The sequence below is a fragment of the Mycobacterium bourgelatii genome (assembly GCF_010723575.1).
Lineage (GTDB): Bacteria > Actinomycetota > Actinomycetes > Mycobacteriales > Mycobacteriaceae > Mycobacterium > Mycobacterium bourgelatii.
In genome coordinates, this window is the sequence record NZ_BLKZ01000001.1 from 1,226,324 (window position 1) to 1,239,322 (window position 12,999).

The window sequence follows — 12,999 nt, forward strand, 5'->3', positions numbered from 1 at the left end:
GTTGGGGGTCAACCAACTGGACACGCGTCGATTCCCAGGTTGCGCGTCCGAGAGGGACCACGTATCCGCAGCTTGGCTATATGATGTGACCAAACCAGCGAATTCGCGGAGCTATGTTGTTACGCTCTGAATTCACCGGTTAGTCAGCTGGGAGGAATGGAGCTGTGAGCTTTTTCACGCTGCCGCCGGAAATCAACTCGTTGCGCATGTTTTTGGGCGCCGGTTCCGGGCCGATGTTGGCTGCGGCCGCGGCCTGGGAGGGCCTAGCCGACGAGTTGGCTGCCGCGGCGCAATCGTTTCAGTCGGTGACCGCCGGTTTGGCTGGTCAGGCGTGGCAGGGCCCGGCAGCGCAGGCGATGGCCGCCGCGGCGGCTCCGTATGCGGGGTGGCTGGCGGCGGCGGCGACGCAGTCGGCCGGTGCATCGGCGCAGGCGCGGGCGGTGGCCAGCATGTTCGAGGCGGCCAAGGCCGCAACCGTGCTCCCGCAGGCAGTCGCGGCCAACCGCGACGCCTTCGTGCAGCTGGTGATGACGAACCTCTTCGGCCAGAACGCACCGGCCATAGCCTTCGCCGAGAGCCTCTATGAGGAGATGTGGGCCGCGGACGTGGCCGCCATGTCCGGCTACTACTCCGGCGTGTCGTCGGTGGCGGCGCAGGTCGTGCCGTGGAGCAGCGTGCTGAAGGGCCTTCCCGGGTTGGGCGGCGCCAACGGCGCCGGTGCCGAGACCGGGGGCGGGGCACTGGCCGCAGGTGCCGCAGGCACCGGTGTCGCGGGCGCCGGTGGGGGTGGCGGTGGCGAGCAGGCCGTCGCCAGTGGTGGCGGCGGTGTCGCTGCCGGCGGCGGTGGGCCCGTAGCCGGCGGCGCGCAGGACCTGCTCGGGGCGAATACCGGCGCCGGGTTCACGCAAGGTGATCCTTCGGCTGGGGCCGTGAGTGCGGGCGGCTACACGGCGGCGGCCAGCGGCGGCATGACCGCGGCTAACCCCGGCATGATGATGAGTCCGGCGATGATGGCCGGCCCGATGATGATGGCCGGCATGGCCGCTAACAGCGGCGGCCAGTCGGGCGTCATCAATGCCGGTCCGGTCAAGGGCCCCAAGTCCAAAGAAGAGGAAGAAGCCGAGGCCAAGCGGGCTGCAGAAGCCGCAGCAGCGGAAGAAGCCGCGTTGGAAGCCGAGGCTGCCGAAGAAGGCGTGGAAGTCGCCCCAGAGGTTCCGGCAATGAGCGTGCTGGCTACCGCGGACCCGGAAGCCGCAGCCAAGGCGGCGCCGGGAGCGGCGACCACGCAGGCAACCCGCACCCGGGTTTCTGGAATTCCGGAGGCGGGATTACGAGTCGGGGCGAAGGCCAAGGACGAGGAGTCTTCCGAGACGGGAGAGAAGGTGCCTACGCTCCGGCCGGAGCCGAAGGAATTCCGCCCCCAGGTCGAGGAAGAAGAGGAGCAGCAGCTGCAAATACGCGGCGGCTAGTGCGTCGGCGTCCGCAGCAGACCCAGCACGGTCCTGCCCAGCACGATCGGGTCGATCGGATGGGGCACCGCAGCCTCGGCTCGTGACCAACTGGCCAGCCAGGCATCGTCCGGGCGACCGGTGAGCACCAGGATGGGCGGACACGTCGTCAATTCGTCCTTGAGCTGCTTGGCGATCCCCATGCCTCCGGTGGGCGTGGCCTCACCGTCGAGGATGGCCAGATCGATGCCCCCCTCATCCATCTGCCGGATGACCATGGGCCCGGTCGCTACCTCGACGTAGCTAAATTCGGGTAGATCCGGGTGCAGGCGCTTGCCCAATGCCTGTATCACCTGCTCACGGGTGTGGACGTTGTCGCTGTAGACCAGGATCCGCAATTTTTCAGTGGAGTCGGGCACGGTGAAAGATGCTACTGCGCGGCCTGTACGAAGATCAGTTCGGCCGTTGTCGTCACGGTCGGGGCGATCATGCCGAGCCTGTTCCAGTCCACGCCGAACTGAATCCGATCGATTTGGGCTTCCCCGCAGACCCGCACCGACCCGTCGCTGAGTTCGGTGATCGTGACCGGCAGCGGCACCGGATCGGTTACGCCTTTGATGGTGAAGGTTGCCTTCAGGTCAGCGCCCTTGCCTTGGGTCGGCTGCAGCGCGCTGACCACGACGCGGATCTGCGGATAGCGGTCCGCGTCGAAGAAATCGGCCGAGAGCAGGTGCTTGTCCCGGGCCTTGATGCCGGTGCGCAGCGACGCGACCTCGATCTCCAGGTGACCGGTGACCGCTCCATCGCTGGACAGCTCGCCGCGCCCGCTGAGCTCGTGGAACTCGCCCTTGACGGGGATGAGGCCCCACATGTTCTTGACCTTGAAGCCGACGACCGAGCGGTCTGCGACGAGATTCCATCCACCGGTCGTGTCAGGATCGCTGAGCAGCGTTTCCAGCGTCGTCATCGTCTGCCTCGCTGTCTATCCGTTGGAGCTCGTTGTTGGAGGCCGTGGGAGGTCAGGCCAGTAACACCGCGATGTCGGCGGGGTCGAAGTATTCGTCGATACGGTTGATAAAACCATTTATGTCCAGCTTGATCACGATGCAAACCCGCAGGGCGATCGTCTGGCCTGCGGTACCGGTCGCATGCAGCACGTGTTGCTGGACGAAACCCCGGGCGGCGCCATCGGAGCCACCGGAGCCACCGGAGCCATTGTCGAAGACCTGGCGGTCCAGAATTTCGTAGCGGCGCTCGGTGGTGACCGAGATGAACCACTCGATCACCCGCAGCGCGCGCGGCTTGTCATCGTCGCGACGGGCGCCGGGCCGCCACACCAAGATGTCGTCGCTCCACATCCGTTCGACCGTCGCGATGTCGGTGTTCTCGATCGCGGCGAACAGCCTGTCGGCCACGTCGAGGATTTGGGCCTTGCTCGCGTCGTCGCCAGTGGGCATGCGAGTCACTCCTATTCGCTGTCGTAACCGGGGTGGGCGGCCGCCAACCGATGTCGTACCAAGGCGCTCAAACAGTTCAGGACGGCCTCGTCGCGCCCGTCGAGTTGGCCGGACCGGATCGCGGCGGCCAGGCTGGCCTCGTCGGCGAAGCCGAGCTCAGCGAGCGACGACCGGACCTCGGAGGCTTCGGCGTCGGCGGGGCCGAGCAGTTCGCGCTCCACGATGCGCAAGGCGTTGGCGGCCACCCTGGCGTGGAAGTTGACCTGGCCGCCGGTCGCCTCCCGGATCTCGCCTTCCAGGAACTCGGCGACGGCGGCTACCAGTTCCGCCGCGGTCGGACGGCCATGAGTCATGCCCGGTCCTCCTTGAGTAGCTGGATCAGATCCCACTCGTTCTCACACACCCGGCGACCGATCGTCGCCAACTCCACCGAGCGAGTCTGCCCGCTCAAGTGGCGTTCCGCCTGGTACCGGCAGATGATTCCCCAGCGCAGGGTGGCCAGCACCAGCCACCACCGAAACGCCTTGCGGTCTATTGCCGTACCGCTGGCGTCCTCGTAGGCGCGCAGAAAGCTTTCGATGCTGCCCAGACCGCCGGCCCCGTGACTGGGGGGTGCGCCGAATCGCCAGGCACGCACGCAGAACCAGGCCAAGTCCTCGTATGCGTCGCCGACGTGCACCAGCTCCCAATCCAGCACGGCGGCGAGGTCTGATCCGTCGACGATGAGATTTCCCATCCGAAAGTCACCGTGCACCAGAACCGGTGGCGACGGGGCCGGCCGGTGCGCGGTCAGCCAGCGGAAGGTCCATTCGAAAGTGGCGGTGGTGTCGCCCATCTCGTCCAGTCGCTCCCGCCACTGCGTAATCGGGTCCTCGTGGAGCAGTTCGGGGTCGTTGGCGGCCGCCCGGTGGATGGCCGCCAGGGCGCGGGCGCACTGCGTCAGCAGCCGCTCGCGGCCCGGGTCGTCGAGCTGACGCTGGATGCGTCGGACGATGGTTTCACCCTTGATCTCGTCGCAGATCAAAAACGGATTTCCCAGTGTCGCAGGGGAATTGTCGGCGACCAAGACATGCGGCACGGGTGCCCCCGCCGCCGCTGCCGCCGCCTGAACCCGCGCTTCCAGTTCCATGCTCGCGTGCACGTCGTCGGGCGGCCCGGTGCGCAGGATCAGCGGTCGATTGCCCGCCTCGGTGACGGCGTCGAACGCCCATGTCGTCCTGCTGGCGCCACCGGTCAGGGGGCGCAGATTGGCTACCGTCACCTCAGCGCGCATCACCGAGGTAAGCAGCGCAGACACGCTGTCCGCGAGCGTCGTGCCCTGGGTCACTTCTTGCCGAACTTGAACAGCCGCTGGGCAACTCGGCGAATCTGGATTTCTTCGGCACCCTCGGTGATGCGGTAGCGACGGTGATGGCGATAGATGTGCTCGAACGGCTCGTGTCGGCTGTAGCCGACGCCGCCGCAGACCTGCATCGCGCGGTCGGCGGCTTCGCAAACCAGACGATTCGCCCGGTAGTTGGCCATCGACACCTTGTCGGACACCTCCATGTGGTGGTTGTTGTCCAATTGCGTGGCCGCGTAATACACCAATAGGCGCACCATCTGCGCCTCGGTCTGCAATTCGACCAGCGGCCACTGTACGGCCTGGTTCACCGCCAGCGGCTTACCGAACACGATGCGTTCGCCGGCATAGGCCACCGCGCGGTCGATGCAGTGCTGCGCGGCGCCGAGGCTGCTGGCGGCCTGACGAATCCTGTTCTCGTGCAAGAACGTCTGGCCCACCTCGAGGCCGCGGTCGACCTCGCCCAGCACCGCGTCGCCGGGGACCCGGACGTCCTTCAGTTCGACCTCGGCGTGGTCGGTGGGCATGTTGAACGTCCACCAGTAGTACGGCACGGTGAAGCCCGGGGTGTCGGTCGGCACCAGGAACGCGGTGATACCCGTGGCTTGCCCGGCCTCACCCGAAGTGCGGGCGAACACGAGGTCGTGGGTGGCGCGGTGCACCCCGGTGTTGAACCGCTTGGCGCCGTTGATGATCCAGCTGTCGCCATCCTTGACCGCGGTGGTCTCCAGCCACGTGGCGTCGGACCCGTGCTTGGGTTCGGTCAGCCCGAATGCCATCGACCGCTCGCCGGTGATCAGCGCCTCGGTCCACTCCTTCTTCTGCTCTTCGGTGCCGAACCGGTCCATCATGATCACCTGCGGGAAGTTGCCGACGATCGACGACTCGTCCTGCAGATCGTTGTGCAATCCAAGACCCTTGTGCGCCAAGTGTTCCCGGATGACCGCCATGTCCAAGTTGGTACCGTCGCGGCCACCGAACCGGGACGGCAGGCCGTAACGCAGCCAGCCCGCCTTGTCGGCGCGCCTGCGCATTTCGGCGAGCAGGTCTTCCCATTCCCGCCGCGGGATGCCGCCGTTGTCCCAGTCGGTGCGGGCGTTCTCCCGACGATGGTCGAAGTACTGGATGTTCTCCCGTTCCAGCGGTTTGATCTCGGTCTCGATGAAGTCGTCCATCTCCGCGAGTAGACCCGGAAGGTGTTCGGGGAGGGTGAAATCCACGTTGATATCTCCTCTGTTGCGGTGGACTCTATTCGTTCTGGTATCCGGGATTGGCGACCGCCAGCCGCTGTTGTGCCAGTACCCGCAAGCAGGAGGTGACGTCAGCGGCGCGGTCGTCGAGATCACCGTTGCGAATCGCCGCCGCCAGTTGGGCTTCGTCGGAGAAGCCGAGGCGGGCCAGCGCAGCCCGGGAGGTTGCATCCCCGGCCGGGTCGCCGAGCATTTCGCGCTCGACGATTCGCAGCGCGGCTACGGCCGCGGCGATTTCGTCGTGGCTGTGCGGGCTGGCGGTGGCGGCCGGCAAGACATGCTCTTCCAGGAACTGGGTGACCAACGCCAGCAGCTCGGTGGCGGTGCGGTCCCGGGACGGGGACTCGTTCGAACTCATTTACCCGTTCCCTCGCCGATGAGGTTGAGCAGGTCCCATTCGGTCTCGCAAATCCGGCGGCCCATGATGGCCGCCCTCATCGAGGGGACCTGGGCCGTCCGTCCGATCTGGGCTTCCGAGAAGTTCATGATTCCCCGCAGCAGCGCCGCCATCACCCGCCACCAGTGAAACCTCACTCGGTCGACGGTAGTCCCGCTGGCTTCTTCGTAGGCGCCCAGGAAGGTGTCGATGCTGCCCAGACCGCCCGCGCCCCTGGTCAGCGGGGCGCCGTAGCGCCAGGCCCGGTCGCAGAACCAGGCCAGGTCTTCGCATGCGTCGCCGACGTGCAGATACCGCCACCCAAGTATGGCGGTCAGGTGCATGCCATCGACCGCGAGATTCCCCATTCGGAAGTCGCCGTTGACCACCACCGCCGGCGATGGGGGTGGTTGGTGGGTGAGCAGCCACCGATAAGCCCATTCGAAAGCGGCGGGTGCGTCGGCCAGGGCGTCGAGTGAGGCGCGGTAGATCGCGAGGCGGTCCTGGCGGGCCTTTTCCGGTTCAGCGGTCTCGATCCGATGGATGCGAGACAGCGCGAGCGCGCACTGTCGCAGCAGTTGCGCACGGCCGCCGGCGTGTCGGCCGGCGCTGTCGAGCCGGCGCACAATCACGGAGTGTTCCGTTTCGCCCCTGGGCATTTCGAGGATCACGTAAGGACTGCCCAGCGTGGCATCGGAGTCGTCGGCGGCAACGACGCGCGGCACCGGAACCCCTTTCGCCTTGGCGCTGAAGTGGGCATGAGCTTGCAGCTGCGGGGCGGCCTCGATCGAACTGCGGTTCACCGGTTCCAGGCGCAGGATCAGCGTGCCGCGGCCCGCCGGGCTGGTGGCGTCGAATGCCCAGGCGGCGGCCCCGTAGTTGCGACGCAGTGGGCGCAGGTTGTCAATCGTGATGCTTGCCGCGTCCACTTTCAGCGTGCCACCGATCACTGCACGCAACTTGTCGGCCAGCTCTTCGACCCCGGTCAACGATCTCCTTACCCGCCGTACAGTGTCTTCTTCCAGACCGTGGACAACGTCTTGATCGCATCGTCGTCGTTGATCGTGACCCCTAGCCCCCGCGGGCCGTCCTGTCCCGATGCGCCGACGAAGACGGTCGTGAAGTTCTCGAAGAGCAAGGCTATCGCGGCGGCGATGTGTTCGGCGTTGAGGTCGGCCGCGTAGCCCTGCTCCTGCGCCCGGCGCACCGAGGCGGCCACAATGTCCATGCCGAACCGCCGGAACTCGTTCTGCACTGCAGCGAACCGCTGCTGGGTGGCGGCCAACTGGGCGACGGCGATCATGATGCCGATGTTTTGTTTGAACATGTTCCAGTAACCGGTGACCGCCGTAGTGAAAAACGTGTCGTCGTTGGGCGACTCCGGCAGCGACACGCTCTGCCCCGACGGTGCGACCACATCGTGCAGAAATGACTCCGCCAGCGCGGCCAGTAGATCTTCCTTGTCGGTGAAGTACCGGTAGAAGACCGCCGACGATTTTCCTGCGGCCGAGGTGATGTCGGCCAGGGTGGTTCCGTGAAAGCCACGCTCAGCAAACAGCTTTCGCGCTGCCTGTTCGATCGCCTCCCGCGTTTGGCGGCCTTTGGCGCTGAGCGTGCTGGCGGGCATCAGCTGCGAATCCGGTCGCCCGCACGCAACAGGGCACTGGGTAAGTCATGTCCTACAACGGATTTCGCGACTTCAGCGGCGGCGATCGCGGCGGCCAGGTCGATATCTACCTCGAACCCGCTGTCGGTCAGCAGATACACCAGATCCTCGGTGGCGATGTTGCCGGTCGCGCCTGGCGCAAACGGGCAACCACCGAGCCCGCCGGCGGAGGCGTCCAACCGGGTGACGCCGGCGGTGACGGCGGCATAGGCGCTGGCCAGTCCCGCGCCACGGGTGTTGTGGAAATGTCCGCCCAACGCGAGGTCACCGATCACCGGACGAAGTTGTGCGATAAGCGAACTGACCCGACCGGGGGTGGCGGTGCCGATGGTGTCGGCGATGGAGAAGCGGTCCACACCCTGGTCTCGTGCCGCGGCGGCGATATCGAGCACTCGCTGGGGCGGGGTGGGTCCCTCGAAGGGGGAGTCCCACGCGGTGGCGACGATGACCTCGACGGCGACACCGCTGCCGTGCGCGATCGCGACGATATCCGCGATCTGTTCGGTGGCCTCGGCGCTGGTGCGCCCGACATTTTTCATGCTGAACGTGTCGTCGGCAGCCACCACGTACTCGATCGAGCGGAACCCCGCCGCGATGGCCCGCTTGGCGCCGTTCGGGCTGGCCACCAGGGCCGAAAAATCGATGTCGGGGTAGTTGTGCAGTTCGGCCGCGAGTTCGGCGGCGTCGGCCATCGACGGCACTTTCGTCGGGGAGACGAACGCCGTCGCCTCCACCTCACGGACGCCCGTGGCCGCCACGGCGGCAAGCAGTTCCAGCTTGGCCGCCAACGGGATTGGCTTCTCGATCTGCAGACCGTCGCGCAGCGCCACTTCGCGAATCGAGATGTGCGTCATCTCAGATCACCTCTTCGGCACGCAAATCGGCAAGCTCGTCGTGTGTCTTGCCGAGCAGTCCGACATAGACGTCGTCGTTGTGCTGGCCCGGATACGCGGGGCCGGCATTGCGGACGCTGCCCGGGGACTCCGACAGCACCGGCACGATCCCCGGTCCCAGCACGGGTCGCTGCAGGCGCTCGTCGAAGTGTTCGACCAGCATGCCGCGGGCCCGCAGTTGCGGATCGTTGACCACCTCGGCGACGGTGTTGATCGGCCCGGCGATAACGCCTGCGGCGGAGAGGGTTTCGATGATGTCGGCTGGCTGTCGCTCGGCCGCCCACGCGCCGATGATCTTGTCCAGTTCGTCCTGATTGCGTCCGCGGGCGCCGTGTGTGGCGAACCGCTCGTCGGTGGCCAGTTCCGGACGGTCCATCGCCTGGCAGAGGCGCGCGAACACGGTGTCTTGGTTGGCCGCGATCACCACCCAGGACCCGTCGGCGCTGCGGTAGATGTTGGAGGGCGCGATGCCTTCCAGTCGGGTGCCCGACGGTCCGCGCACGACCCCACCCACGTCGTAGTCCGGGATGGTGGATTCCTGTACGGCCAGGCATGATTCGGTCAAGGCTACGTCGACCACCTGGCCGTGCCCGGTCACGCTGCGGCGATAGAGGGCGGCCAGGGCGCCCTGGGCGCCGAACATGCCGGCCAGGCTGTCACCGAGCGACAGGGCAAGCCGCGGCGGCGGGCCACCGGGAAACCCGTTGAGGTGGCGCAAGCCACTGGCCGCCTCGGCGACGGAGGCGTAACCCGCCTTGCGCGCGTCGGGCCCGGTCTGCCCGTAGCCCGACACCCGGACCAGGATGATGCCCGAGTTGCGTTGGCTGAGCACGTCGTAACCCAAGTCCCACTTTTCGAGGGTGCCCGGCCGGAAGTTCTCGACGACGATGTCGGACTTGTCCACCAGCTCGAGAAACAACTCGCGACCGCGCGGCCGGCGCAGGTCGAGGGTGATCGCTTTCTTGTTGCGGGCATGGACCGTCCAGAAGACGTGGTGGCCGTCCAGTTCGGCTTGACCCCAGGTTCGTAGCGGATCCGGGGCGCCGGGTGGTTCCACCTTGATGACCTCGGCGCCCATGTCGCCGAGCAGTCGTCCGGCGAACGGGCCCGCGATCAGGGTGCCCAGTTCAAGCACCCGGATGCCGTCCAATGCGCCACTAACCGTCATTCCGACCCCACGAAGTCGTGGCGAGTCAGCCAGTCGGTCACTATGCCGACGGCCTCGCGCAACTTGTCGCGCTGGTCAGGACCCGCGTAATAGTGTGTGGCGCCCGAAATTTCGTGCATCTCCTTGTCGGGATGACCGATCGCCTCGAAGAGGCGTCGGGTGTGGCTGGGGGTGCATGCGTCGTCGGCCAGGTTACCGATGACCAGCGCGGGAACGGCGATGTCGGGGCCGCACGCCACACCGTCGCCCCGGGCGTCGTCGTAGCTCCATTGCGACAGCCAGCCGCGCAGCGTCGAGAACCGGGCCAGCCCCACCGGGCTCATGTTCACCACCCGCGGGTCGCCCAGGTAGCAGGTGCCCGGGGTGCGCTCGTTGGGGTCGACGGTCGGGTCCAGCCAGCGCGGGTCGGCCATGGTGCCGTGCACGACGAAGCAGAACTCCTCGTCGGGGCGGCCGGCGGCGCGCAACTCGGCCAGCTTGTCCCTGACCCAGGCGGTGATGCGGCGATTGCGGTCGATCTGCGCCTGGCGATACCGCTGCAGGAACTCCTCGCTGTACGGCGGCTGGTTGGGGTTGTCCGGGTTGTAAAGATCCAGTTCGGGATCGCGCTTGGTGGGGTCGGATTCGTCGAGTATCGAGGCGTCCAGCCACTCGGTCAGGGTGCCGTGCCGGCTGATGTGGGCGGCGAGCAGCATGATGCCGTCGGCCGGAATCAGGTCCAGCTGGGTCAGGTCGGGGCCGTCGCCGGACGGGCTGGCCGTGATGGTGGGCTTTTGCGCCTGCTGCTGATAGAACACCGACAGCGAACCGCCGCCGCTCCAGCCGGCCAGCACCACCTTTTGATAGCCCAGCCGGTTCTTGGCGTCCTTGATGCACTCGCCGAGGTCCTCGACGACCTTTTCCATCATCAATGCCGAATCCGTCCCGCGGAACCGGCTGTTGCAGTAGATGACGTGGTGGCCGGCGCGGGCCAGCGCATTGATCATCGGCAGGTAGGCGCCCCCGCCGATGGGGTGCATGAACACCAGCACGGTGTCTGACGGCTTGTCCTTGGGCTTGAGCAGGAAGCTTTCCAGGACGGTGATCTCGGCCAGCCCGCCGTAGACGTCGCGGACACCGGAATTATTTTGGAAGGCAACCAGATACGGGATGCGTTCGTAGTCGTACTTGACGGCTTGAGTCATTTCGATGTTGTCCTACCTCAGTGTTGTCCGAGATCGTTGGCCAGAATTTCGGCCGAGGGTGTCAGGCGCCGGCGGGTGTCGATGGCGATCACCTGCCAGTCGACGCTGGAGTATTCGTCGAACTTGCGACGCGCTCGTTCTCGCGCCTTCTCCGGGGCTCCGTGGTGAACCCCTTGCGGCGCATGCGAGATCAGGCCCGGCGGCATCGGGATCCCATACAGCGAGCCGCCGTGGAAGAACGCGATCTCGTCGTAGTCGACGTTGCGGTGATACCACGGTGTGCGCTCGGTGCCGGGAACGGTTTCGGCCGGCTTAGGTAGGAAGTTCATCACGTAGACGCCCGTGGCCTGCATGAACAGGTGCACCGTCGGCGGCAGGTGCACGCTGTCTGAGGTGACGACGGTGTAGTCGGCGATGTTGAACGTGAAGGCGAAGTTGTCGCCGCGCCAACCTTCGACGTCGATCGGATTGTGTTGGTAGTACAGCGTTGTCGAATCGCTATCCTCGATCTCCCGGTGCATGAGCCGGACCTCGTACTGGTCGCGGCCGTCGTCCTCGATCGGTTCCGGGTCGGGGATGGTCGCCTGTGCCGGATCGAACGGGAAGTGGCGGCCCAGGGTGCCCGGGGGAGGGACGCGGAACTCGTCGGTCGCCTCGATCATCAGCAGGGTCGTCTCGCCATCGGGTATCTGGCGCCAGGTGCACGCCTTGGGGATGTAGACCCAGTCGCCCTGCCGGTAGCTCAGCGGGCCGAACTCGGTCTCGAGCAGGCCGCTGCCCTGGTGGACGAAGCAGAGCAGATCGCCGTCGACGTAGCGGGTGTAAAACGGCATTTCCTCCTGCCGCCGACTCAGCAGAATGCGGCAGTCGGGGTTGCTGAACATCAGCAGCGGCCCGCCGTTGGCGTCGGTGGCGTCGCTGGGCTTGAGTTGGTCGGCCAGCACGTCGGTGGGCCGCAGCGGGCCGACCGACCGGAAGGCGGTGGGGTCGTGGCGGCGGTACATGTTGGCCGTGCGGCCGGTGAATCCGCCGCGGCCGAGTTCGTCGTCCTTGAGTCCGTCGAGGTCGGCGTGGACGCGCCGCGGCGTCTTGCCTTTTCGCAGGTGGATGAACGATTCCATGGCTGGCTCCCGGGGGTCTCCGCTACAAAACTAAAAGTGACATTACTTTTTCTTTTGCGGGGAAACAAGGCCAACCCGGCGGTCCGCGATTAATTGCGGACGCGCAACACGACCTTTCCCTTGGCGGTGCGGTTCTCCAGCGAAGCCACCGCTGCCGCCGCCTCATCGAGGGGGAAGACCTCGGGTTCCGGCGGGGTCAACTTCCCGGAGGTGAACAGCTCCTCAAGTGCGGCCCACTGCTCTTGCAGCGCACCCGGGTGCCTGCCGGCCCAGGCTCCCCAGCCCACACCGACAACGTCAATGTTGTTCAGCAGCAACCGGTTTACCTTCACCGTGGGTATCTCGCCGCCGGTGAAGCCGATCACCAGCAACCGGCCCGCCGGGGCCAGGGAGCGCAGCGAATCGGTGAACCGGTCGCCACCGACGGGATCCACCACGATGTCCACGCCCCGGCCGCTGGTGAGCTCTTTGACCGCATCCTTGAACCCGTCGGCGAGCACGACGTCGGTGGCGCCGGCCGCTGTGGCGATCTGTCCCTTTTCCTCGGAGCTGACCACCGCGATCACGCGCGACGCCCCGAGCGCCGGTGCCAGTCGCAGCGCCGACGTGCCGATACCCCCGGCCGCCCCGTGCACCAACACCGTCTCGCCCTGCTGCAAGCGGCCACGCACCGTCAGCGCGAAATACACGGTCAGGTCGTTGAACAGCACCCCGGCGCCGGCCTCGAAGCTGACGTTGTCGGGCAGCTTGAACACCCGGTCGGGCGCCAGTATCGCGACTTCGGCCATGCCGCCGGTGAGCATGGTCAGGCCCAGCACCCGGTCGCCGGCACGGAAGCCGCTGTCGTCCGGCGCCGATCGGACCACCCCGGCGATCTCGGCGCCGAGGGTGAAGGGCGGGTCCGGGCGGTACTGGTAGAGGCCACGGGTGAGCAGCGCATCCGGAAATGCCACCCCGGCCGCGTGTACGTCGACCACGACACCGTCGCCGGTGGGTTCGTCGACGTCTGCCACCTCGATGGCGTCTGGACCATCAAGTCGAGTCACTCTTACCGCGCGCATGCTGCTCCCGTCGTAGATCCCTGCTGCCTCAAT

General features: G+C 66.6%; 15 protein-coding genes. 1 reads left to right on the top strand and 14 read right to left on the bottom strand.

Annotated features, from left to right (window positions below):
* Positions 1–164: 164 nt before the first annotated feature.
* Positions 165–1,469, top strand: a complete 1,305-nt coding sequence (locus tag G6N68_RS31970; protein WP_163708897.1) for a PPE family protein — start codon at positions 165–167, stop codon at positions 1,467–1,469.
* Here the strand turns inward: G6N68_RS31970 and G6N68_RS05535 are convergent.
* The 14 genes from G6N68_RS05535 to G6N68_RS05600 form a co-directional block, all read right to left on the bottom strand.
* A complete protein-coding gene (locus G6N68_RS05535) occupies positions 1,466–1,867 on the bottom strand; it encodes an Rv3143 family two-component system response regulator (protein WP_163708900.1) in 402 nt (133 codons plus the stop codon). The genes G6N68_RS31970 and G6N68_RS05535 overlap by 4 nt on opposite strands.
* 11 nt (positions 1,868–1,878) lie before the next feature.
* Complete coding sequence (locus G6N68_RS05540) at positions 1,879–2,415, bottom strand: YceI family protein (RefSeq protein ID WP_163708902.1); 537 nt, start codon at positions 2,413–2,415, stop codon at positions 1,879–1,881.
* A gap of 52 nt (positions 2,416–2,467) precedes the next feature.
* A complete protein-coding gene (locus G6N68_RS05545) occupies positions 2,468–2,905 on the bottom strand; it encodes a nuclear transport factor 2 family protein (RefSeq protein WP_163708905.1) in 438 nt (145 codons plus the stop codon).
* Between the two features lie 11 nt (positions 2,906–2,916).
* A complete protein-coding gene (locus tag G6N68_RS05550; RefSeq protein WP_163708908.1) occupies positions 2,917–3,258 on the bottom strand; it encodes a DUF6285 domain-containing protein in 342 nt (113 codons plus the stop codon).
* Positions 3,255–4,178, bottom strand: a complete 924-nt coding sequence (locus G6N68_RS05555; RefSeq protein ID WP_163718218.1) for a phosphotransferase family protein — start codon at positions 4,176–4,178, stop codon at positions 3,255–3,257. Before G6N68_RS05555 ends, G6N68_RS05550 begins: the two co-directional genes overlap by 4 nt.
* Before the next feature lie 50 nt (positions 4,179–4,228).
* Positions 4,229–5,467, bottom strand: a complete 1,239-nt coding sequence (locus G6N68_RS05560; protein WP_163708911.1) for an acyl-CoA dehydrogenase family protein — start codon at positions 5,465–5,467, stop codon at positions 4,229–4,231.
* Positions 5,468–5,495: 28 nt separating this feature from the next.
* A complete protein-coding gene (locus G6N68_RS05565) occupies positions 5,496–5,855 on the bottom strand; it encodes a DUF6285 domain-containing protein (RefSeq protein ID WP_163708912.1) in 360 nt (119 codons plus the stop codon).
* The gene (locus G6N68_RS05570) at positions 5,852–6,862 is read right to left on the bottom strand and encodes a phosphotransferase family protein (RefSeq protein ID WP_163708916.1); all 1,011 of its coding nucleotides are present in this window, start codon (positions 6,860–6,862) and stop codon (positions 5,852–5,854) included. The genes G6N68_RS05565 and G6N68_RS05570 overlap by 4 nt, the downstream gene beginning before the upstream one ends.
* A gap of 8 nt (positions 6,863–6,870) precedes the next feature.
* Positions 6,871–7,500: a TetR/AcrR family transcriptional regulator gene (locus G6N68_RS05575; RefSeq protein WP_163708920.1), complete on the bottom strand. Its 630-nt coding sequence runs from the start codon at positions 7,498–7,500 to the stop codon at positions 6,871–6,873.
* On the bottom strand, positions 7,500–8,393 hold the full coding sequence (locus tag G6N68_RS05580; protein ID WP_163708923.1) for a hydroxymethylglutaryl-CoA lyase: 894 nt from the start codon (positions 8,391–8,393) through the stop codon (positions 7,500–7,502). The genes G6N68_RS05575 and G6N68_RS05580 overlap by 1 nt, the downstream gene beginning before the upstream one ends.
* A gap of 1 nt (position 8,394) precedes the next feature.
* Positions 8,395–9,600 (bottom strand): CaiB/BaiF CoA transferase family protein, encoded by a 1,206-nt coding sequence (locus tag G6N68_RS05585; RefSeq protein ID WP_163708927.1) that lies wholly within the window; start codon positions 9,598–9,600, stop codon positions 8,395–8,397.
* The gene (locus G6N68_RS05590) at positions 9,597–10,784 is read right to left on the bottom strand and encodes an alpha/beta hydrolase (RefSeq protein WP_163708929.1); all 1,188 of its coding nucleotides are present in this window, start codon (positions 10,782–10,784) and stop codon (positions 9,597–9,599) included. The genes G6N68_RS05585 and G6N68_RS05590 overlap by 4 nt, the downstream gene beginning before the upstream one ends.
* Positions 10,785–10,801: 17 nt before the next feature.
* On the bottom strand, positions 10,802–11,905 hold the full coding sequence (locus G6N68_RS05595; protein ID WP_163708933.1) for a homogentisate 1,2-dioxygenase: 1,104 nt from the start codon (positions 11,903–11,905) through the stop codon (positions 10,802–10,804).
* An 89-nt stretch (positions 11,906–11,994) separates the two neighbouring features.
* Positions 11,995–12,966 carry an NADPH:quinone oxidoreductase family protein gene (locus G6N68_RS05600; protein WP_163708936.1) on the bottom strand — a complete coding sequence of 324 codons (972 nt, stop codon included), beginning with the start codon at positions 12,964–12,966 and terminating at the stop codon, positions 11,995–11,997.
* Positions 12,967–12,999: the final 33 nt, after the last annotated feature.